Origin of the sequence: Psychrobacter okhotskensis (genome assembly GCF_013248965.1) — a bacterium.
Classification (GTDB): Bacteria; Pseudomonadota; Gammaproteobacteria; order Pseudomonadales; family Moraxellaceae; genus Psychrobacter; species Psychrobacter okhotskensis.
The window spans coordinates 194,957-217,510 of record NZ_JABRVQ010000002.1 but is presented as its reverse complement, the minus strand read 5'-3'; the positions used below and the strand labels follow the sequence as shown (position 1 = coordinate 217,510).

At 43.6% G+C, this 22,554-nt stretch carries 20 protein-coding genes and 1 tRNA gene; 13 read left to right on the top strand and 8 right to left on the bottom strand.

Annotated elements, in window-relative coordinates; translation table 11 throughout:
• Window positions 1-148: 148 nt before the first annotated feature.
• The 3 genes from HQR03_RS02295 to HQR03_RS02285 form a co-directional block, all read right to left on the bottom strand.
• Complete coding sequence (locus tag HQR03_RS02295; protein WP_173238985.1) at window positions 149-499, bottom strand: IS630 transposase-related protein; 351 nt, start codon at window positions 497-499, stop codon at window positions 149-151.
• Between the two features lie 101 nt (window positions 500-600).
• The gene (locus tag HQR03_RS02290) at window positions 601-930 is read right to left on the bottom strand and encodes a CopG family transcriptional regulator (RefSeq protein ID WP_173238984.1); all 330 of its coding nucleotides are present in this window, start codon (window positions 928-930) and stop codon (window positions 601-603) included.
• Between the two features lie 181 nt (window positions 931-1,111).
• Window positions 1,112-1,187: transfer RNA gene (locus HQR03_RS02285), tRNA-Asn, on the bottom strand.
• A 540-nt stretch (window positions 1,188-1,727) separates the two neighbouring features.
• Here HQR03_RS02285 and HQR03_RS02280 point away from each other — a divergent pair.
• The 8 genes from HQR03_RS02280 (at window position 1,728) to HQR03_RS02245 (ending at window position 11,049) form a co-directional block, all read left to right on the top strand.
• On the top strand, window positions 1,728-2,072 hold the full coding sequence (locus tag HQR03_RS02280) for a DMT family transporter (protein WP_025650605.1): 345 nt from the start codon (window positions 1,728-1,730) through the stop codon (window positions 2,070-2,072).
• Between the two features lie 31 nt (window positions 2,073-2,103).
• Window positions 2,104-2,676: a TetR/AcrR family transcriptional regulator gene (locus HQR03_RS02275; RefSeq protein ID WP_173238993.1), complete on the top strand. Its 573-nt coding sequence runs from the start codon at window positions 2,104-2,106 to the stop codon at window positions 2,674-2,676.
• A gap of 139 nt (window positions 2,677-2,815) precedes the next feature.
• Entirely contained in the window at window positions 2,816-4,354 is a 1,539-nt protein-coding gene (gene betB / locus HQR03_RS02270) for a betaine-aldehyde dehydrogenase (protein WP_217271521.1), read from the top strand.
• Between the two features lie 54 nt (window positions 4,355-4,408).
• Window positions 4,409-6,109, top strand: a complete 1,701-nt coding sequence (gene betA / locus HQR03_RS02265) for a choline dehydrogenase (RefSeq protein WP_173238983.1) — start codon at window positions 4,409-4,411, stop codon at window positions 6,107-6,109.
• A 294-nt stretch (window positions 6,110-6,403) separates the two neighbouring features.
• The gene (gene betT, locus HQR03_RS02260) at window positions 6,404-8,449 is read left to right on the top strand and encodes a choline BCCT transporter BetT (RefSeq protein WP_173238982.1); all 2,046 of its coding nucleotides are present in this window, start codon (window positions 6,404-6,406) and stop codon (window positions 8,447-8,449) included.
• A gap of 189 nt (window positions 8,450-8,638) precedes the next feature.
• Window positions 8,639-9,127 (top strand): YgjP-like metallopeptidase domain-containing protein, encoded by a 489-nt coding sequence (locus HQR03_RS02255; protein WP_173238981.1) that lies wholly within the window; start codon window positions 8,639-8,641, stop codon window positions 9,125-9,127.
• A 324-nt stretch (window positions 9,128-9,451) separates the two neighbouring features.
• Window positions 9,452-9,874, top strand: a complete 423-nt coding sequence (locus HQR03_RS02250) for a tetratricopeptide repeat protein (RefSeq protein WP_173238980.1) — start codon at window positions 9,452-9,454, stop codon at window positions 9,872-9,874.
• 26 nt (window positions 9,875-9,900) lie between these two features.
• The gene (locus tag HQR03_RS02245; RefSeq protein WP_025650598.1) at window positions 9,901-11,049 is read left to right on the top strand and encodes a flavin monoamine oxidase family protein; all 1,149 of its coding nucleotides are present in this window, start codon (window positions 9,901-9,903) and stop codon (window positions 11,047-11,049) included.
• A 255-nt stretch (window positions 11,050-11,304) separates the two neighbouring features.
• On the opposite strand, the gene HQR03_RS02240 is transcribed toward HQR03_RS02245, so the two are convergent.
• The 3 genes from HQR03_RS02240 to HQR03_RS02230 all read right to left on the bottom strand — a co-directional run bounded on the left by HQR03_RS02240 (window position 11,305) and on the right by HQR03_RS02230 (window position 14,841).
• Window positions 11,305-12,453, bottom strand: a complete 1,149-nt coding sequence (locus HQR03_RS02240; protein ID WP_173238979.1) for a catalase family protein — start codon at window positions 12,451-12,453, stop codon at window positions 11,305-11,307.
• 158 nt (window positions 12,454-12,611) lie between these two features.
• Window positions 12,612-14,162 carry a Dyp-type peroxidase gene (locus HQR03_RS02235; RefSeq protein ID WP_173238978.1) on the bottom strand — a complete coding sequence of 517 codons (1,551 nt, stop codon included), beginning with the start codon at window positions 14,160-14,162 and terminating at the stop codon, window positions 12,612-12,614.
• A gap of 67 nt (window positions 14,163-14,229) precedes the next feature.
• Window positions 14,230-14,841 (bottom strand): hypothetical protein, encoded by a 612-nt coding sequence (locus HQR03_RS02230; protein ID WP_025650595.1) that lies wholly within the window; start codon window positions 14,839-14,841, stop codon window positions 14,230-14,232.
• Between the two features lie 467 nt (window positions 14,842-15,308).
• Between HQR03_RS02230 and folD the strand changes: the two genes are divergently transcribed.
• Both folD and HQR03_RS02220 read left to right on the top strand, forming a co-directional pair.
• On the top strand, window positions 15,309-16,196 hold the full coding sequence (gene folD, locus HQR03_RS02225; protein WP_173238977.1) for a bifunctional methylenetetrahydrofolate dehydrogenase/methenyltetrahydrofolate cyclohydrolase FolD: 888 nt from the start codon (window positions 15,309-15,311) through the stop codon (window positions 16,194-16,196).
• A gap of 105 nt (window positions 16,197-16,301) precedes the next feature.
• Window positions 16,302-16,820, top strand: a complete 519-nt coding sequence (locus HQR03_RS02220) for a phosphate-starvation-inducible protein PsiE (RefSeq protein ID WP_173238976.1) — start codon at window positions 16,302-16,304, stop codon at window positions 16,818-16,820.
• Between the two features lie 70 nt (window positions 16,821-16,890).
• On the opposite strand, the gene corA is transcribed toward HQR03_RS02220, so the two are convergent.
• Window positions 16,891-18,105 (bottom strand): magnesium/cobalt transporter CorA, encoded by a 1,215-nt coding sequence (gene corA, locus HQR03_RS02215; RefSeq protein WP_173238975.1) that lies wholly within the window; start codon window positions 18,103-18,105, stop codon window positions 16,891-16,893.
• A 168-nt stretch (window positions 18,106-18,273) separates the two neighbouring features.
• Window positions 18,274-18,663, bottom strand: a complete 390-nt coding sequence (locus tag HQR03_RS02210) for a DUF2237 family protein (protein WP_025650590.1) — start codon at window positions 18,661-18,663, stop codon at window positions 18,274-18,276.
• Window positions 18,664-19,141: 478 nt separating this feature from the next.
• On the opposite strand from HQR03_RS02210, the gene HQR03_RS02205 reads away from it, so the two are divergent.
• From HQR03_RS02205 to HQR03_RS02195, 3 genes are all read left to right on the top strand, one after another.
• Window positions 19,142-20,437, top strand: coding sequence for an ATP phosphoribosyltransferase regulatory subunit (locus HQR03_RS02205; protein WP_173238974.1), 1,296 nt, complete (start codon window positions 19,142-19,144; stop codon window positions 20,435-20,437).
• A gap of 198 nt (window positions 20,438-20,635) precedes the next feature.
• Window positions 20,636-21,925, top strand: a complete 1,290-nt coding sequence (locus tag HQR03_RS02200; RefSeq protein WP_173238973.1) for an adenylosuccinate synthase — start codon at window positions 20,636-20,638, stop codon at window positions 21,923-21,925.
• A gap of 172 nt (window positions 21,926-22,097) precedes the next feature.
• Entirely contained in the window at window positions 22,098-22,517 is a 420-nt protein-coding gene (locus HQR03_RS02195) for a lysozyme inhibitor LprI family protein (RefSeq protein ID WP_025650587.1), read from the top strand.
• Window positions 22,518-22,554 lie beyond the last annotated feature (37 nt).

Here is a 22,554-nt window from a genome sequence, read left to right as displayed (position 1 = left end):
GTTGGTTCGCCTTTTACCTTGCCAGTTGTAGCTATCGATACAAGGCTCACCAATCGGTGCATAGCCATGAGAGCGAATGGTCTCGTGCTCAAAGCCGCTTTCGTCCATATAAACAATGGGATAGCCTTGTTGTTTAAAGATATCAAGCTTACTGTGGTATATCGCTCTTTTGATCGGACACGCTTTTGGATGCTCTAAGGTCTTTTTTTTGACTGATACCAAGGCGCTTTAGGGCATGATAAATGCCTGTTTTACTACAGTTTAGACGACGTGCTCGCTCATACTGGTAATCATCGGGATACTCTTTGACATCATTAAGTAGCACATCATCTGGTATTTTATAGGGCTTGGTTTGCCTGGTTGTTTTACTATGAACACGCCGCTTCCAGTTTTGTATGGTGGTTGGGCTCAGATTATAAAACTCAGCTGCCTCGGCAAAGGTCATACCCTCGTCTAAGCTTTTTAGTACTTGTTTGCGAAAATCTAGCGAGTAAGTCATGGTCTTTATAATAACAATTGAATTTGATAGTTAGTTTATAACACTTTTAGGTGGGGTTGACTATAGTAACGGATTAAAAGAATTGACGATAACAATATAGATTAATCGTTGTTCTGTAGCTTAGAGAGTGGGTGAGTGATATTGTTATTATGGGTTACCACAATGGCTTCATCGATGATGCGTTGACTGACACCGCGCTTACGCAAGGTCTCGATAAATACTTCGTCATGCGCTAAGGTATAATCTTGATGGTCACGGTCTAGACCTTGACGAATATATAGACGAATCAGTCCTTGGATACGTTTAAATCCCAACTCCGATGAGGTCGCTTCTAACAGCTCAATCATTTCTTCAGACAAGCGAATACTGACCGGACGCATGATTTTTTGCGGATGATCAGAAAACTTATTTTTTATACGTACAGGTATCATAATAAACCATTACTTTTAGTGAGTAGGAGTAAAGCACTCAGACGAAAACTGACTCAATCAAACTATCCTTACCATACAACAAAAACGCCTAAAAGAACACCACGGCAGTGCTAATATTATTACCATAAAACGGGCAACATAAAAAAACCTTCATCAAATAATGATGAAGGTTTTTAGTATATGGCTCTCCAACCTGGGCTCGAACCAGGGACACACGGATTAACAGTCCGTTGCTCTACCAACTGAGCTATTGGAGAATAAGCGGTCATAACGACAAGTTCAACAAACATGATGCTAAAAAGCATTGCTTGTTTGCGTTAAGAGGAGCACATTTTAGCCAAGTAGTTATAGGCTGTCAACCTTATTACGCCATTAATTATAAATATTGTCGTAATCTGTCAAAAATAACCGGTAATCCCTGATAAAACGAACTGCTTTGGCACATTTTGACCTTTACAATTTTTATTTATTGGCTAGGGCGTGTCTTCAATTCACTCAATAGTCATGCTAAATGAGCTAAAAATAGCTGAAATCCTTATCTATGCAGAATGATTATAAAATCATAATTGCAATTTAATCAGATAAATCGTGTAGATTTTCGACTTAGTATTTTGAATAATAAGACAATCGTTTGTATGCAATGAAACAAAATAGCATAAACCAGCCCTTCACATTGCTAAATTATTTCTATACAATACCGACCGTATGGTTTCTTTAATGCATACTCAAACTATTTATGCAGACTAACTTATGCTTAATCGAGAAGATATGCATGATTTGAAGCAGGTATCTTAACTATGAGTCCTACCACTATTGCTTACGGCTACCTAGCCATTGCTATCATTTGTGAAGTGATTGGCACGACATTTTTAGTAAAGTCAGAGCAGTTTACGCGTTTGGTGCCGACCCTGATTATGGGCGTGCTTTATGCTATCTCGTTTTATTTGTTGACCCAAACTCTCAAAACCATTCCGCTTGGTATCGCTTATGCGCTGTGGGGCGGATTGGGCATTGTTTTGACCTCGCTCGTGGGCTTGCTGTTTTTTAAGCAAAATCTCGATACCGCAGCGGTGGTAGGCATTGCGATGATTGTCGGCGGTGTCATTGTAATGAACTTACTGTCTAACTCTGTGGTGCACTGACAGGTAGGTGAAAACAAACATGGAAATAAAGATGGAAACAGAAAACCCTTATAAACGTAAAAAACAGCCAGAAATGGTGCGCCGTGCACTGCTAGATCAAGCGGCACGAATCACGTTAGAGCAGGGGCTGTCTAAAGTGACCTTTCAAGCCGTTGCTGATGCAGTCGGGGTGACCAAAGGTGGCGTGATGCATCACTTTGCTACTAAGAATGCGCTCATTCTTGAAGTGTTTCATGATGCGATGGCGAAGTTTGAGGCAGAAGTCAATCAAGCTATGGCGCAAGACCCTGTGCGTTATGGTTCTTTCACCCGCGCTTATATCGATGCCACGATTAGCTTGGGCGAAAAAGGGCAGGAAGAGTTTGATAATCAAGCCACTTTGTATGTATTGATGCTGGGTGATAGCGAGCTGCGTGAGTTGTGGGCTGCGTGGTCGAATGAGCAATTGGAAAAGCATAAAGCAACCGATAATACTGAAACGCTATGTATGGTGCGTTTGGTCGCTGATGGTATTTGGCTTTCTGATTTTTCAGGAATTAATATATCGGACAAAAAATCATTACGCGCGCGTTTGATAAAAATGACGCAACCTGAGGATGATTAAAACGCCGCTCTCAAATAACTCATTAAAGAAACCTTAAGAAAGAACCACGTAAATTTTATTTTTAAAACTTAAACCATGACGAAATTATTTGGTATTAGCTTTTGTATAAAGCTGTTGCCAGTCGTCGATAGGAGAACTCATGACAGATTCAAAGACAAACCCAAACCCAAATCCGAACCCAAATCTAAATAACTTAACAGACATTATCGATTTAGAACAAGTACAAACTGCCTATATTAACGGGCGTTATCTGGCTGTCGATGATTCATTAGCTACCTTTGAAGATATTAATCCAGCGACGGGTGAAGTGCTTGCCACCATTCAGCAAACGAGCACTGAGCAGATTAACGAAGCGGTAAAAGCGGCGCAAAAAGGTCAAAAAGTTTGGGCGGCAATGACGCCAGTTGAACGTAGTCGTATCTTGTTAAACGCAGTAGCCATCCTGCGCGAACGCAACGATGTGCTGGCGTTACTTGAAACCAAAGACACGGGTAAAGCTTACTCTGAGACCAAGTATGTCGATATCGTCACTGGTGCTGATGTCGTTGAGTATTATGCAGGGCTCGCGCCAATGATTGAAGGTCGTCAGATTCCGCTGCGTGATAGCAGTTTTGTTTATACTCGTCAGGAGCCGCTTGGCGTAGTCGCTGGTATTGGCGCATGGAACTATCCTATCCAAATCGCTATGTGGAAGGCGGGTCCTGCGTTGGCCGCAGGTAATGCGATGATTTTTAAACCATCAGAAGTCACGCCATTAACCGCCTTAAAACTGGCGGAAATATTTACCGAAGCGGGCTTACCAGATGGCGTCTTTAACGTCGTGCAAGGTAATTATGAAGTGGGCGAAGCATTAACCCAGCATCCTGATATTGCCAAAGTATCGTTTACTGGCGGTGTGCCGACTGGTAAAAAAGTCATGTCGAGCGCGGCATCATCGTCTCTTAAAGATGTGACCTTAGAGCTTGGTGGTAAGTCGCCATTAATCATATTTGATGATGCCGATATCGATACCGCTGCTGACATTGCGATGATGGCGAACTTCTATAGCAGTGGTCAGGTCTGTACCAATGGCACGCGCGTGTTTATTCCTAAAGCGTTACAAACCAAATTTGAAGAGGCTATTTTAACGCGCGCCAATCGTATCAAATTGGGCGATCCAATGGATGAGAACATCAATATAGGTCCAATGGTCAGCTTTACGCATATGGAAAGAGTGCTTGGCTATATCGAGCAAGGTAAAGAGGGCGGCGCGCGTCTATTAACTGGCGGCGAACGCATCATGTCAGGCGATCTTGCCAATGGCGCGTTTGTCGCACCGACGGTGTTCACCGATTGCAGCGATGATATGACTATTGTACGTGAGGAAATCTTTGGTCCAGTGATGTCGATATTGACTTATGAGACCGAAGAAGAAGTCATTCGCCGTGCCAATGATACCGAGTACGGCTTGGCAGCAGGGGTGGTGACTGCGGACTTGACTCGCGCGCATCGAGTGATCGGTCAGATTGAAGCCGGTATTTGCTGGTTAAATACGTGGGGTGAGTCACCAGCGCAAATGCCAGTTGGTGGTTATAAGCATTCGGGTATTGGCCGTGAGAATGGCATTGAAGCCCTTGAGCACTATACACAGACCAAATCTATTCAAGTAGAGTTGGGCGCGTTTGAGTCTGTATTTTAATAAATTGTATTTTATTAATTCTTATTTTAAACAGACTATATTATGGAGCATTTTATGACATCAACCACACCTGAATATGACTACATCATCGTCGGCGCAGGCTCAGCAGGCAATGTGCTGGCCACCCGTTTGACCGAAGATGCCAACATTAAGGTGTTGCTGTTAGAAGCGGGTCGTCCAGACCATCGCTTAGACTTTCGCACGCAGATGCCAGCGGCGCTCGCTATGCCGTTGCAAGGTACTACTTATAACTGGGGTTACAAGACCGATCCTGAGCCTTATATGAATAACCGCGTCATGGATTGTGGTCGCGGTAAAGGGTTAGGTGGCTCGTCTCTGATTAATGGGATGTGTTATATCCGTGGTAATGCCTTAGATTTTGACGATTGGTCTCAAATCAAAGGTTTAGAAGATTGGACCTATTTAGACTGCTTGCCGTATTTCAAAAAGTTAGAAAATCGCGATGCTGGCGAAAATGACTATCATGGCGTCGGTGGTCCTGTCGAGATGACCACTTCAAAACCAGGGGTCAATCCGCTGTTCCAAGCGATGATCGAAGCAGGGGTGCAAGCAGGCTATCCAAGTACCGATGATTTAAACGGCTATCAGCAAGAAGGCTTTGGGCCGATGGATCGTTTTGTCACGCCTAATGGTCGCCGCGCCTCAACCGCTCGCGGTTATCTCGACCGCGCCAAACCGCGTAGCAATATTACCATTTTGACGGGTGCATTGACTGACGTGATTTTGTTCGATGGCAAACGTGCTGTCGGCGTTAAAGTCGCCCATCAAGGTCAAACCAAAAAATTCTACGCGTCTCGTGAAGTGATTGTTTCATCGGGCGCGATTGCGTCACCTCAGTTATTACAGCGTTCAGGTATTGGTCCTGGTCAATGGCTTAAAGATTTGGGTATCAACGAGGTTTTAGAGTTGCCGGGTGTCGGTAATAATTTACAAGACCATCTAGAGCTGTATATGCAGTACGAATGTAAGCTACCGGTCTCAATTGCGCCTGCCAATAAATGGTGGAATAAGCCAGCAATTGGTGCTGAATGGTTGTTTATGGGTACCGGTCTTGGCGCGTCTAATCAATTCGAAGGCGGCGGCTTTATCCGTACCGATGAGAAGTTTACCCATCCTAATATTCAGTATCATTTCCTACCATTAGCGGTGCGTTATGATGGTCGCAGTGCGGTGAACTCCCATAGCTTCCAAGCACATGTAGGTTCATTGCGCTCGCCAAGTCGTGGTCGCGTTAAGCTGACCTCAAAAGACCCAAGCGCGCATCCGAGTATCTTATTTAACTATATGTCGCATGAGCAAGATTGGCAAGAGTTCCGCGCGGCGATGCGTATCACGCGTGAGATTATGCATCAGCCAGCGCTTGACCCTTATCGCGGTCGTGCTATTGCGCCGACCGATGATTTGGTGACCGATGCGCAGTTGGATGAATATGTCCGTAACCACAGTGAGACGGCTTATCATCCTTCTTGTACTTGTCCGATGGGCGAAGACAATGATTCAGTGGTTAATGGTGAAGGGCTGGTACATGGTATCGATGGCCTACGCGTGGTCGATGCTTCGATTATGCCAAATATCATCAGCGGCAACCTAAACGCCACCACCATTATGCTGGCAGAAAAAATCGTTGATAAGATGCGCGGTGTGCAGCTGCCACGCTCAACAGCAGACTATTATGTTGCCAATGGCGCGCCGCTCAGAGCGGAGCCGATGCGTAATTACAGTTCTGTTGTCTAAACGACTGTCTAAGCTATTGGACAATGAATAATATAAGACAATTTCAATAAGAAGGCCTTTCATAGTAAAGGTCTTTTTTATCCGCGCTAATGTTAAGCAGATGAAGCTTTTAAGGCTGCCTCTGTTTATCGTTTGCTTTGCTATTTTTCTAACAGTTTAAAGGTAGCAAATTTTATTTATTGGTACTGCTTTGTGCGTCATGCGGTTATTTATATGTCATGCGGTTATCAGTCATAAGGTTATGACGGACAAAGCAATATCAGACCCTGTTTAATTTACCTATTGAGGTCTTTTATGTACAGCTCGCCATCAAAAGATGCGACGAAACCCCTGACTCTAAATAAGACGGTTTTTTTAGGTTCAGCTATTATTTCTATTTTATTAATAATCTGGACAATTGCATTTCCAGATTATAGTGAGGCATTATTAAGCTCAAGTATGGCATGGGTATCAGAGAGTTTTGGCTGGTATTACATGTTGGTAGTTGCCGCTTATAGTATATTTGCGTTATTCGTTGGCTTCTCCAAGTATGGTGATATCAAGCTTGGTCAAGATCACGAAAAAGCCCAGTTTCCCTTTCTAGCGTGGGCGGCGATGCTGTTCTCTGCTGGTATCGGCATTGATTTATTGTTCTTTGGTGCGTCTGAGCCGTTGATGCATTATCTAACGCCGCATACGGGGCTCGAGCCTGCCAGTGAGGCGGCCATGCGTGAAGCACTTGCGCAGACCTTTTTACATTGGGGTCTACATGGCTGGGGCATTTATGCGCTAATCGGGATGGCATTGGCTTACTTTGCTTATCGCAAAAACATGCCACTCGCGTTACGCTCGCCGTTGACACCGATATTTGGTGAACGTTTAATCAAAGGTTGGTTAGGCGATGGTATTGATACCTTCGGTGTCGTCTGTACGTTGATGGGTATTGCAACCAGTTTAGGTATTGGGGTATTGCAGGCCAATGCTGGCTTGACCCATGTGTTCGGTATCGAATCTAGCAAAACGGTTCAGGCACTGATCATCGTCGGCGTTGTCGCTGCCGCTGCTATCTCTGCGATGACAGGTGTCGAAAAAGGCGTTCGTCGTCTATCTGAATTCAACATGCTGTCGTCAATACTCTTGTTGCTTGCCATATTGGTAATGGGCAATACGGTGTATCTATTAAATACCTTTACTCAAAATATCGGTCAATATTTTCAAACCATCATTTATAAAACCTTTGACGTTTATGCTTATGACGGTGCTGCTGGTGCCGAGTGGAAATCTTGGTGGACGATATTTTTCTGGGCATGGTGGGTTGCTTGGGCACCATTTGTCGGTCTGTTTATCGCGCGTATTAGCCGTGGCCGTACTCTACGTGAGTTTGTATTTGGTGTGATGTTTATTCCGCTTGGTTTTATCTTCGCATGGTTCTCTATCTTTGGTAATTCAGCGATAGATTTGGTTGCCAATGGCGCAACAGAGCTTGGCGAAATCGCGGTCAATGATGCGGCAATGGGCATGTTTGCGCTGTTTGAATACTTCCCTTACAGTGAAGTATTGTCATTTGCTGGTGTGGTTATTGGTCTTATTTTCTTTGTGACTTCTGCTGACTCAGGCGCTTTAGTATTAGCGAACTTGAGCTCAAGAGGTATGACCAATGATACCGATGCTCCTGTTTGGTTACGTCTGTTTTGGGCAGCAGCGACTGGTCTTATTACGTTAGGACTGCTATTTGCAGGTGGTTTTGCCTCATTGCAATCTGTCTCTGTCATTGCAGGCTTGCCATTCTCTATCATTCTTGTGCTTTACATGATGTCTATGTGGAAGTCGCTAAAAGAAGAAGGTAACAAGCGTAAAGCCAGTACAATCGGCACGGCAAATGTGTTGGACAGTGGTAAGAGCTGGAAAGCGCGCTTGCAACGTATTGTGAGTTTTCCAGGCCATGCACAGGTTGAAAAATTCTTGCATAATGTCGTGATGCCAGCGATGTCTGAGGTCGAAAAAGAGTTTAAAGCAGGTGGTCTCAAAACCTCGTTAGATACCAAAAACCTTGCTAGTATCGGCGAAGATATCGATGCAGGTATGGATCAAGACAGTGGTCAGGTAGACGGTCTAAAGCTGCGTGTCGGTCATGGCGATGAAGATGACTTTATTTATGAAGTCAATCTGATTAAAGCTCATCGTCCTAACTTTACATTGAGCACATCTACCAAGCATGCAGAATACTACTACCGTGCGGAAGTGTTCTTAAGTGAAGGCTCGCAAGAGTATGACTTGGTTGGCTACTCAAAAGAGCAGGTATTGGTTGATATCTTAAATCAGTACGAGCGCCATTTGCAGTATCTGCATTTAGAGCGTTAATGGATTCACTGGCAATCGCGTATAAAACTATCTATACGTGGTAGGTTCTAAATAAAAGTATTGTAATAGATAACCCTATAAGTTGGATTCAACTTATGGGGTTTATTTATGAACCAATGATAGGCAGATAGTAGATATAGGGTAAAATCTAGACAGACAAAATTTGAAGTACCAGCAAAGGATAAATTTGTGACCACACTCAAGTACATCGCTCATTATTCTGAGCAAATTCAAACCCAAGCCGCGTTACTCATTAGTGATGGTAGGCTAGGAGAGTACCTAGAAAACAAGTATCCTATTCAGCACCAAGTACAAAGCGATAAAGCACTTTATCAGTATATCAATGAGATAAAAAACCAATATATGCGCAAAGTTGGCCCGTTATCGAATGTCAGTTATAGCAGTAAATTAAAAGTCTTAAAACATGCGCTGGGTATTCATACCACTCAGTCTCGCGTACAGGGCAGTAAGCTGAAATCGCATAATAGCATCACCGTGGCGAGCTTATTTCAAGAAGCGCCGCCTGAGTTTTTGCGCATGATCGTCGTGCATGAATTGGCGCATTTTAAAGAGCATGAGCACAACAAAGCGTTTTATCAATTATGCTGCCATATGGAGCCTGAATATCACCAGTTTGAGCTAGATACGCGGCTTTGGTTACACTGGCGAGAGTTGTAGCATTAATAGCAACCTTAATAAGGTTCATAGTAATCTGAATAACGGCCATATAAATATCGTGTCCTTTTCTGTGGCAATCATCTGAGCCGCTAGGGCGTGTCCTCAATTCAATTGATCATATCTAAACGGGCTAAAAATGGCTAAATTTTGCCAAACATCGTTAAATAGCTGGTTAATATCCCGATATTATCTGCGCTATTTTCCTTGTTTGACTGCAATTTATCTCATTTTTATCACCATTTTTAAAATGAGGACACGCCCTAGAATTACGTTATAATCCTAACCAAATAATCTATACCCCAAGTTAATAAAAGGTTGTAAGCAATGATTAATACCAAAATATATAAATCTATTTATAAGTTAGCTGAAGAGTTATTGGAGGCCGACCGTATAGGCAATCAAGCAGCGTTTGATGCGTTTTATGCTGAGCTAAAAGCCATCTGTACTGATAACGAAAACACAGACAAAGATCATCCAGAGCAGTGGGAAACGCTTGCTGACTTTACAGAAGATTTGGACGAAGCACTGGTCCTTTATGACAAAGCACTAACCAAAGCCACGGCGATCAATTCGAAAGATCATCTGTCGTCGATTGCTTTTTCTATGGCGGTGCTACAGCTTGAGACAGGTAACAAAGAAGCGGCTATTCAAAGTCTGCAAAATGCCAAAATCACGGCCAATAAGATTGAAGATAAAGAGTTTAAGGTTGAGATAGACGAGCTGCTGACCAAGTTATTGGCTGAATAATCTTTATTGAGCAGGAATGATTTGTTATGCAAAACCTACCTATTGTGATTGTTGGCGGTGGCTTAAGTGGTCTATATGCGGCATTTTTATTAGAGCAACGAGGCATCGATTATATATTGCTTGAGGCACGTGATAGAGTGGGCGGGCGCATCGCTATTGCGAAATCATCAGTAGATCAGAATGCTAGTAGTCAAAGTGTGGATAATGAAAAATCAAACGATGGCTTCGACTTAGGGCCCTCGTGGTTTTGGCCAGAGTATCAGCCGCAATTAAGTGATTTGATTGAGGCATTAGATTTGACACGTTTCGCTCAGTTCGAAGAAGGCGACATGATGGTTGAGCGTGCTGCCAATGAGTTACCTAGCCGTACTCAAAGCTATCAGAGTTCGCCACCATCTATGCGCCTCGTGGGTGGAATGACGGCTCTAACTGATGCTTTATACGCGCGCTTAGATGCCAAGCGTATCGTAACGCGACAGATAGTAAGGCGCTTAACCAAGACTGATCACTATATCAAAATAGAGAGCGAATGCAGCTCTGAACACATGACAAATGGTCAAATAACTACTTATCGAGCGCAGCATGTGTTGCTTGCGCTACCGCCTCGCTTGGCGGTCAGTAATATCATATTTGAACCTGCTTTACCGCTAGATGTAGCAAATGAATGGCAAGAGACTGCGACGTGGATGGCGCCACATGCCAAATATGTGGCGGTTTATGATTCACCATTTTGGCGGAATCAAGGACTATCGGGTTCAGCGCGCAGTGCAGTAGGACCGCTTACTGAGATTCATGATGCGTCCTTGCTAGAGGGCGATGGGGCATTATTTGGCTTCTTTGGGGTTCCTGCTCATGTTCGCCAAAGCGTCTCTGAAACAGAGCTGAAAGCCCATTGCCGAGCGCAGCTGGTACGTCTATTTGGGGTGCAGGCAGAGACACCAACGGCTGAATATCTAAAAGATTGGGCGCAAGACCCATTGACTGCAATACCTGCTGATGCCAGTGGCACAGATCAGCATGCCGTAGCACCTACTGCCAAGCCAAAAACAGGCATATGGCAAGATGGTATAACGGGCAGCGCAAGTGAATGGTCAGAAGCATTTCCTGGTTATATCGCTGGTGCTATCGACGCAGCAAATAGGGCGGTACAAACTTTGCTTGATGTTATATTGTAGTCTGCAATTATTTGCCAATACATGGCGAAATTGTCTAACCTAGAACGACTAGGCGTCAAAAATTTCACTGCGTATTGTCTAAAAAATAGCCACCGCCACTGCCACATTTGAATGTTCAACAGACCCTAGACACTAAAAAAATAACCCAACCTTATTAAGAAATCGGCCTATAAAAGACCGATTTTTTGGTTAATTATTTGATGAGGTCGTACGGACAATAGTATGTTCAGCATCCTCTAAATCTACATCTAAAACTTAAAAGAACGATTTATCAAAAGTCTGCTTTAAGCTCTTAGGCTCTTGGCGTTTGACATCATTAAGTTTATGACGAGTCTCCGACGCGATCTGATAAGCTTTTAGGCGCGACTGTTGTAGATTACCAATAGGCCGGTTTTCTGCTAAGCAGCGAAACGGTGTAAAGGACAAGTTCTCCATAATCTCAAAATTGCCATCATCTGGCACATCTTGACACGGAATCGTCAATGTTGCGACCGTCACAAAGGGCGCGTCAGACTCTTTCCATTCAGTCGTAATCTCTTCAATGGGTTGCTTTTTCAGGTTACGGCAAAGCTGAATCTGGACGTCAAACTGATAATCATGCTCACGTATCTCTTCGATGATCAATGGACGAATCGCTTCTTGGCTTGCGTTAACATCTAAATCACGGCGAGTTATCTTCTTAGTAGATGCTGCTGTTGGCGTAACTCTGATTTTGGCCATGTAATCACCATGACGTACTACTCCTTGCGAGTGAAAATCGTAAAGTAAGGTGTTTTTAGACTCAATCGTCGTAAAACCGCCGAGCGCTTTAAACGTTTTAAATGATTCTTTGCTTGGTAGTCTTGAGCCGTAATTGGTTAGCCAGTTAAAAGCCAGTTTTGCTTTGCCTCTCGCGCCTTTTTCAGCATAATCTGGCAGCTCTAAAAAAAGCTTAGAGATATAGGCATAATCTTCGATTCTATTACAGAAGAACACCGGATGATTGATCAAGTTAAAATCAAAAGTCGTACTATCTTCTTCACCTGGTGCTAGCTTCTCGCCCGGTACATCAAAAACTTTGATAGCCAGTCCTTGTGCTAACCCTAATTTACGGTCAGGTGAAACGCGTGAGGCGCCATTAGAAAAACGAATCACGGCATCATGAATGCCTGATGTGGCATACAGACCTTGGGCATATTCTTTTGGGATATTATCCAAAATCTCAAACTTAGCTTTGAGTGCGCAATAGCCTTTGGCATGGGCATCGCGGGTATGGTAACCAATATTACTGGCATCGTCGCTCCTAGCGATGTATTTCTTGATATCATCGGTAATCACACGAATGTTCTGCTCATCTTTTGCTGTTAGCTGAATATACTTAGCATCGTAAGGCGTAAATTTGGCTTTAAATAATTTCTTTAACATGGTTTTTCCTATTTATTATAATAGTGGGGGTGTTGAAATGGTTGAACAGCACCGAGAGATAGATTGATAAAAAGTTTATAGCTTTTATTTAAAGGGCGAACAATTGTAAGATATAAATAAGTAATAGAATGTACGAAACCTGTAGGATTATTATCCTATTACGACAGCTGGCTGATCCATTTTAGTGCTGATAAGCTTGGTATAAATAAATACTCACCGCCGTACAAGGTATTAAAAGTTTCGATACCATGATAGCGTTTGCGAATAGGATCATCAGGCACAGTAAAAGTATTCGCATCGCTGTTTTTATTACTATGATGCAAGCCTATCATTGGATCTTTTTCTTCTCCTAGGCTCATAAAGTTGCCGTCGTTAATCCACTGTGATTGTAAGAATTCGACTGTTTCCATCGCATGAGCATTGATACCAATAAAAAATAAACCGCGCTCTTTGCCATCGTCTTCGGTCACATCAGGCGGTAATACTTCGCCAAAGCCGACGCTACGTCTGACAATTCTATGAATTCGTACATCAGATAAAATAAAGTCCTTACTGTCTCTTGGGTTCATGCGCCGTGCATGGGCACCGAAGGGACATTTTTTACCGTAGGGATCGTCTTTATAGCCGAAATCATTGTTACGGCTTGCATCGTCTCCCAACGCTTCGTCATCATGATCAGGGGACAAGGCGAGGGGCGCACCAGAACGCCAGCGTCCCCACATTTTTGCGCCTAAAAGCTCAGCTTCTTCCTCGCTATCGGTGTTATCTTTGCGGAATTTATTGAAGGCAGCAACATGGCTATTATAAGCACGTAGTACCATAAACGAGCCATTTTTGCCCAAGATCTCTGGCTGCGGCATCGGTGGAATCGTGCCAGCTTCTCCTTCATAACCCAAGACAAACTCACCCGCTGCGATGGCTTCGTTCGTGCTACTCGGCGGCGTTTGGATACCACTGCCTTTAATCTCTGGATTACTGATACCATCACGATAGCCAAAGACATTTTTGACATTGTTGTCAGAACCAAAATCGTGTTCCATGAGGATTTCGATATCACCGTTGGCAGGATGCTCATAGTCGATATGCGTTTGCATGTTTTCTTTTAGTTCAGCAAGTTTTGCTTGCCATTTTTCTTTGCTATCGGCAATGATTGCAGCGCAAACATGGATATCCCCTTTATCACCAAAAGGTGCCATCCAGTTTTCAGGATCATTGCCATCGGTATCGCGCAACTTATCGGCACGATTCGCCATACCTGCTTTAAAGGAATCAGGAAAGCTCTCTAAGGAGGATTGCGGCACACCCAATGCTTCTAGCCCCTCATAAGTCATAACGATAGACAGTGTCGCTTGCATGTCTTTATGCCACTCTTTGCTGCCCGTCACATCGGGCAAAACTTGGGCAAGCATTTGTCGTCCAACGGCGGCATTATTGACTTTGACGGCGATAACTGTACCGAAATAAGGGCTAGGGCGCTCACGCAAAATAAGAGATTGAATGTCTTCTAGCTGCATATCGACCAGATTGGGATTGAATACGCCGCGCGCTTTACGGGCAAACATCTCAATATTATCGCCAACGTCTTCTTTAATAGTTTGGAGCCACGAATCGAATTTACTGTCTTCAATACGATTGCCAAACTCATCTTTTAAGTCATGCAACTTATTGGTCAACTCTGTTAGTGGTTTTTTATTATTAATATTACTCATAGGTAAGCCTACTTTTAAATGATTCTTCTACAATACAAAGTTATTGAAAATTAGACGTTTTTTAAGGTTAAGACTGCGCATCATCCAAAGCTTTATTGATACCTTTGACAATACGGTCTTGACGGCGAATATCTTGAATAGTGAGATGAGGGACACCAACGTACCAAGCCGCCGCTGTAATCTGATGGTCTAAAATAAACTGTTTGACGCTTGGGTCTTTGATACCAGGCCAGCCTTCGACACTACCAAATAAGATGTCCATCAACTCAGGAATTTTGGTCGCAAAATCATCAATGTATGGATCCCAATTTCCATCATAAGCCGTGCAAAATAGCACTCGAGTATCATTATCTAAAAACGCAAAACGCAGATCGTGCAGCGTACCTACTCGCGTAGCGCCTTTGAGGTTGCCACCTGCAATTTTTAAGATTTCTTTTAAACGCTCTGCTCCGCCTTCTTTTAAAGGGGCGATAACGGTAAGCTCAGACACTTTGCCTGACTTAAGACCTTTTTCTCCGGCATTGCTGGTCGAGTGATCGTAGCTATCATCACCGCCTTCTTTTATATTGGCCATTAACAGCTCAGCACGCAGCTTAAAAGCATCTATGGATTCGGTAATTTTAGTTTTTAAATCTTCAGAATTATCGATAATACGTTCTTTATTTTCTGTGGTGTGCATCGTGATTGTCTCCTAATTATTATTTTTAATAGCCCTCTGTTTAATGGCTAATTCCTCAATAGTTAACTAATTCTGATAGTTACCTGAGAAATAAATTCATCATAAATATAGCAAACTTAAAAAATGTTTCAAAGCACAGCAATCTAACTCAACAAAAAAATAAAATTCATTAACGTGAATGCTTATATATTTAGAAAAATAATAAATATGACGTTTCTAGTGAGTCACTGTCATTTTCTTTGTTCAGTGAGTAAGGGTTCAATAAATGACAGTTTTTAATAAAATAGCGTTTCTAACTTTTTTATTGAGTCGAATGCGAGCCGTTAAGTTCTATTGTGCGCTAGGATTTTTTAGCGTAGGCAGGTACAATATGACTATCAACCATACCTTGATTAAGGATAAGACAGGCATGCAAGTAATTGCGGCGCTGTCTTTATTTTTTTATCGCACCCTCTATTGGAGTTCCTATGTCTATTGCGTCTACTGCCCAAGCGTCCGCCACCGTATTGGATGGCAAAGCACTTGCCAAACAAATAGAACAGCAACTGCGCACGCGCGTGGATGCTATCAAGGATAAAACTGGACGTACCCCAAGCTTAGCGACGATATTGGTCGGTGATGATCCCGCCTCAGCGACTTATGTGCGTATGAAGGGCAATGCCTGTAAGCGTGTTGGTATGGACTCTATACGTGTTGAGATGCCGAGTGTGACGACGACAGAGCAGCTCTTGGCAAAGATAGATGAGCTTAATAACAATCCTGACGTTCACGGTATCTTGCTACAGCATCCAGTTCCTGAGCATATCGATGAGCGCGCTTGCTTTGAGCAGATTGACTTGGCAAAAGACGTCGATGGCGTGACTTGTCTCGGCTTTGGTCGTATGGCCATGCAGCAGTCGGCCTATGGCTCATGTACACCGCAAGGCATCATGCATTTATTAGCGCATCACGGTATTGAGCTGGCAGGTAAAGAAGCGGTCGTCGTCGGGCGTAGTGCTATTTTGGGTAAACCAATGGCGATGATGCTATTGAATGCCAACTGTACGGTGACCATTTGTCATTCAAGAACGCAAGATTTAGCCGCTCATATTCAGCGCGCTGATATCGTGGTTGGGGCAGTTGGCGTGCCTGAATTGATTCAAGCTGCGTGGATTAAAGCGGGCGCAGTGGTCATCGATGCAGGTTTCCATCCAACGGATAATGGCGGTGTCGGTGATATCGAGATGCAGGGTGTGGAAAGCATCGCCAGTGCTTATACGCCTGTACCAGGTGGCGTGGGCCCAATGACGATTAATACCCTTATTCGCCAGACTGTTGATGCCGCTGAAAAAGCCGCTGGCTTAGATATCAGTTAATAAGTTAATCATAAGAGCACGGATTGCCGATAGATAAGAAGCTTGAGCCTACATAGTATAAAGACTCAGACTACATCAACCCCTTTACCGTTGATAGGATCTAACATGGCTAAAAAGAACGTGGGTATTCATGAGCGATTGCAAAATATTGGTAGAGAGTTCGTCGATATCTCTCATTACATAATCTTATTTTTAATCAGTGTGGTCGTGGTTTGGGCTGCGGGCAAAGAGTTTATTGGCATTATCCAAAAAGGCTCAGCGGACTTAAAAGATATCTTGATGTTGTTTATTTATCTTGAACTGTTGGCCATGATTGGTATTTATTTTAAGACCCATCGTCTGCCGGTACAGTTTTTGATATTTATCGCCATTACGGCTTTGTCACGACATTTGGTAGTCGATGTGCAGGCCGTATCAGACTACTTCCATCTGTGGCTACTGGCGACGATTTCTGTGGCTATTATGGTACTGAGCGCCTCTATTGTGGTGCTAACGTGGACGGCAAAAACGTTTGGCCGTCCAGAAGACAATCTTGATCGGAAGTATGCCAACTTGGCTATCGAAGCGTTGCTTCCTGATAATGCTCAGGCTCCCGATAGTAATACCAAGCATCGCCGTGAATAATAATTGATGTAGAATTAGCATAAAAAAAGGGTTGCCAATGGCAGCCCTTTTTTACACTAACGATTTTATATTACAGCCATTTTAATCTTTTAAAGTTGTAATATAAGTAACTACATAAAGCGATGATCACTGCCATGATGACAAGGTAAGAGTATTTCCAATGGAGCTCGGGCATAAAATCAAAGTTCATCCCGTAAATACCCGCAATCGCTGTCGGAACGGCTAAAATACCCGCCCACGCCGCAAGCTTACGTACGACTTCGTTCTGTCCCATATTGACCATTGCCATATAGGTATTCATCACGACGCTGAGCATTTCATTGAGACCATTGATGGCATCTAAAGAGTGCAATAGATGGTCATTGACGTCGCGAAAGTAAGGCTTGGCTGCTTGCGAGAACCCTGAGATTAACTCGCTCTTTTTGTGATTGATAAAGAAGCTACAGATGTCTTGCACTGGTAAAATAATGGCACGCATGTGTACCAGCTGCGATTTGAGCTCATAGAGGTTTTTTAGGGTGCTTTTATCGAACTCGTAAGTAAATACATAGCGTTCCTGCTCACGCAAGTAGCGACCCAAACGATCGGTAATCGGCATATAGTTATCCACGATAAAATCGAGAATAGCATGCAAGACAAATATCGGTCCCATACGCAGCTTTTCAGGACGACGATGGCAATGTTCACGCACAGGAGCGTAAGAGTTGGATGGGCCATTACGAATGGTAATCAGGTAGTTTTTGCCCATAAATATCGCTGTCGTACCGTAGCGAATGACATTGTCTTCAAGTTTCGCCGTACGCAGCACCACAAACACCATATCGTTGTCGTAGTTTTCGACTTTGGCGCGCTGATGATCGGCAAAAGCATCTTCAATCGCCAGCTCATGTAAACCAAAAGCGTCTTGAACTTTGACCATGGTTTCTAAGCTAGGATCATACAGACCGAGCCAGACAAATTGACCATTGTTGCTCAAACAGCGATTGACGTCATTTAGGGCTATTTGATCGAGTTTTTCGCCAGTTTTACGCGAGTAGGAGTAACAGCTGACCACTTCATCTGTGCTGCTATATTCGATATCTTCATAACGCTCAGAGTCTGGATCATAGACCGTCATGGTCTCAATCGTATCTTCGGCAGTGGCGTCAGTATCGCCGTAGATATAGCTGTCATAATTGTCTAAATAGAGATGCTCGTCGTGCATATCGGCATAAATACGACTGACATTAGACTCAGGTGTAATACGCGCCGTTTTTTTGATCAATTGGTCATCATCATTGTCCATACACCCTCCTTTAATAAAATAAAAGCCCGCGCCAAGCAAACCTCTTTATCCGTTTAGCCACTATCATTATCACGGCCGTCATTTATTAAAAACAAGCCATTATTAAAAAGCAGTTATTGTGAAGTAATAACCATTAACCATTAACCATTAACCATTAACCATTAACCATTACAGCGCATAGCTTTTTAGGGTGTCGATATCGACTAAGCTCAATAAGCTTTCGTGACACGCTTCGAGTTTTATTGGTGGTGCGATATCGAAGTCTAATGCTTCGACCCAACGTAGCGCGCAGATACACCAATAATCACCAGGCTGTAGACCTGCAAAGTTATACTCAGGTAGCGGGGTAATCAGATCGTTGCCACGACTGGCAGAGAAGTTTAAAAACTCACTGGTCATCTTGGCGCAAACGGTATGTTGACCGACATCGTGATTGCCAGTATGACAAAAGCCATTGCGATAAAAACCGGTGATAGGATCAAAGCAACAACTGGCAAGAGCAGTGCCTAAAACGTTGCTTTGGTTGATGGCTGGGTTTGGATGATAATCAGATGACATAAGGCTTCCGAGATAAAAATATAGGGTAGTGTACCATAGTCTGGATCGAAGGCGTGGTTCTCACCATGCTCATGACTGTCTTTATTATACAGGGATAATGTTAACATTCTTAGGCGCACAGCGATGTATCTAAGGTGAATATAATCGTTGTCTTTGTAGCAGCGATGTCCCGAAATTAGATGCTGATTGTGGCGAATTGTCACTAGGCGAACCTTAACTGCTATGCTAAACTAAAGCATAAAGTGCCTTGATTATTTATCGTCGTTTATTAGCGCATAAAGATACTCGTCTTATCGTCCGAACTTATACTTATTACTCACCCTTTTGCGGTTACCTAGTTTGTTTATAAATAATTGGGTCAACGATGTTGCGCGTTAAAAATAAAAACGCCCAGCGTCAATGCAATTGTAAAGATAACCTTTAAGTACCGCATCAGTACCGCGTTTTTGGTAAGCGATACGCCAAACAAGGATTTATTGTGTCTGTCAGTTCTGATTCTGCAAAACCTGTCCAGTCAAATATTGCCAACAAAGCAGCGACTCAGTCCGCTGATCACAACGCCGCACCCAACCGTTTACCTTATTTGAGCAATTTCGCCAGCGATGTTGCCAACAGCTGGTTGCTGCCTGATGGGGTGGTCGATGTATTGTTTGAAGATGCCCAAAAACAAGAAGTGCTCAGGCACAAGCTTACACAGCAACTGATTACGCATGGCTATCAGTTGGTCAATCCACCGATGATTGAGTTTACTGAGTCGCTGCTCAGTGATGCCTCAGAAGATCTAAAGCGTCAAACCTTTAAAATCATCGATCAGCTGACCGGTCGCCTAATGGGTGTGCGCGCGGATATTACTCCGCAGATTTTGCGTATTGATGCGCATCACGGCGGCACAGGTATCGCGCGTTACTGCTACGCGGGAGATGTGATTCACACTTTGCCGTCAGGACTTTTTGGTTCGCGCACACCGTTGCAATTAGGTGCTGAGATATTTGGTTGCGCCTCGCTTGCGGCAGATATTGAGCTGATAGATGTGTTGTTTACGATGCTCAATAGTCTCAATATGAGTGCCGCGCTACACATCGATTTGGGTCACGTAGCGATATTCAAGCGTTTGGCTGAATTGGCCGAATTGCCTGAGCATGATACTCAGCAATTGATGAACTTGTATGCCAATAAGAATTTGCCAGAGCTAAAGCGCGTCTGCCAAGCGTTACCGATGGGCGATGACTTTTACGCATTGGCACGTTTTGGTCATGATATGGCGCATTTATTGGCAAAATTGTCAGCGACGGCGCAGCAGGATACACAGATTGCTACTGCTGTTGACGAGTTACAGCGCCTAACTGCCCATCTGCAAGAGAAGTGGCAGTGTCCGGTCAGTATCGATGTGACAGAACTGTCAGGCTATCATTATCATACGGGTATTGTCTTTAACGGCTATATCAATAGTGAGACCCAGCCGCTAGTACGCGGTGGGCGTTTTGATGGTATGCAAAGTTATAGCCAGCAGCCACGTGAAGCGACCGGTTTTAGTATGGATGTCAGTCGTTTGCTTGCCCATACGCAGCTTGATGCGCCAAGTATTGTATTGGTGGATTATGCCGCCTTGCACAATGCTGATAAGACTCAAAAGCAGACGTTGTTACAACAAGTTGAAAGCTTACGTCAGCAAGGCTACCGCGTTACCATGCCATTAGATGCGCAAGATAGTCCCGCAGATGTCACGCACCGTTTGGATTTTGCTGATAATCAGTGGCAACTAAAAACCCTTTAGCTGCAGCAGATTTTAAGTAAATAGCCGCCAGTGTAAGAAAAAATCATCATGCTAAGCGCTTTCGAAAAATACGTTAGTACTTAGCAAAACAGATAGTAAATACCTTAAAACTGTCTTAGGTTATAAGCAGTTTTAACATCATTTTAGTTTTTTAACCGTTATTGCACACACCTCAATACATAAAGGTAAGGATTGATCATGGGTAAGAATGTCGTAGTTTTGGGTAGCCAATGGGGCGATGAAGGTAAGGGTAAAATCGTCGATTTACTCACCGAAAAAGCCTCAGCAGTTGCTCGATTTCAAGGCGGTCACAATGCAGGTCACACGCTAGTTGTCGATGGCAAAACCACGGTCTTGCATTTGATCCCATCAGGTATCTTACGTGAAGGCGTGACTTGCTTCATCGGTAATGGCGTGGTGTTAGCACCAGATGCATTGCTCAAAGAAATGAAAGAGTTAGAAGACAACAACGTGCCGGTACGTGAGCGTCTGCGCATCTCACCAAACTGCCCATTGATTATGCCATATCACGTCGCACTTGATCAGGCGCGTGAAGCCAAGCGTGGTACTGGCAAAATCGGTACAACAGGTCGTGGTATCGGTCCTGCCTATGAAGACAAAGTGGCGCGCCGTGCGATCAAGCTTGCTGATTTATTCCGTGATGATTTAGAAGAAAAACTACGTAACTTAATCGAATATCATAACTTCCAACTGACCCAGTATTATAAAGTTGACGCGATTGATTTTGATGAAACATTTAAGCTTTGCCAAGAGTGGAAAGCAGAAATCAAAGGCATGGTTACTGATGTAACTGAAGACCTCAATCAATTGCGACTGGCTGGCAAGAACCTGATGTTCGAAGGCGCACAAGGTACATTGCTTGATATCGATCATGGTACTTATCCGTTTGTGACCAGCTCAAGCGTCACCGCGGGCGGCGTATCGACTGGTACGGGTATTGGTCCATTGTACTTAGACTACGTATTGGGTATCACCAAAGCTTATACCACCCGTGTTGGTAGTGGTCCGTTCCCAACTGAATTGTTCGATGATGTTGGCGCGCATTTAGCTCGAGTTGGTCATGAATTTGGTGCGACGACAGGTCGTGCACGTCGCTGTGGTTGGTTCGATGCCGAAGCCTTGCGCCGTGCAGTGGTATTGAACTCACTATCAGGTATTTGCTTGACCAAGCTTGATGTCCTAGACGGACTTGAAGAGCTGCTCATTGGGGTAGGCTATGACGTGCCAGATACGGAGTTTGCTGGCGCGCATGATGCTGAATTCTATGAGTCAGTGACGCCAAAATACGAAACGCTACAAGGGTGGAGTGAGTCAACGGTTGGTATCACCAATTATGACGACTTGCCAGAAAACGCCAAAATATATATCAAACGTATCGAAGCACTAATTGGTTGCCCAGTTGATATTATCTCAACCGGTCCTGACCGCGAAGAGACCATCGTACTGCGTGATCCGTATGATGCGTAAGTAGTGTTAAAAAACTACTATTAATAGGTAGATTGAGCGATAAAACCCCAGTGCTGAGCATTGGGGTTTTTTTTGCATGAAAAAATAGACTTGCTAACATTATTTTGGTTTAATTCGGTGTATTATGTCATCAGTGGCTTTAATTTTATCAATACACGAAAAGGAAAACGTGATGAAAACGAATATTCTTAAGCATTCCGTTCGCAAGACATCTTTAGCGCTGTTAACTTCTGCAGCTTTTATGATACCTATGCTTTCTTGGGGCGCTGAAAATTGTGATAATCCTAATAATGACTTTGATGGTTTGTACTGTTTAACAAAGGTATATTTGCAAGCCGATAAAGAGCTGAATAACTCTTATAATAAGTTGAGCAAACAGCTCAATAAAAAGCAAAAATCCACGCTAAAACGTGGACAACTGGCTTGGATACGTGAGCGTGATGATCGTTGTAGCTATCATGATGATGAAAATGGATTTTTTGTTAATATGGGCTGTGCCACTCGCACGACGACCAGTCGCGTTAACTTCTTAAATGAGCGGGTGCGTGAATGTAATGCGGGCAGTTGTCGAGACAGCCGCCTAGGCGAGTAGTTGTTTTTAGCCTTGCTTGAAAGCAGTGATCTGCATA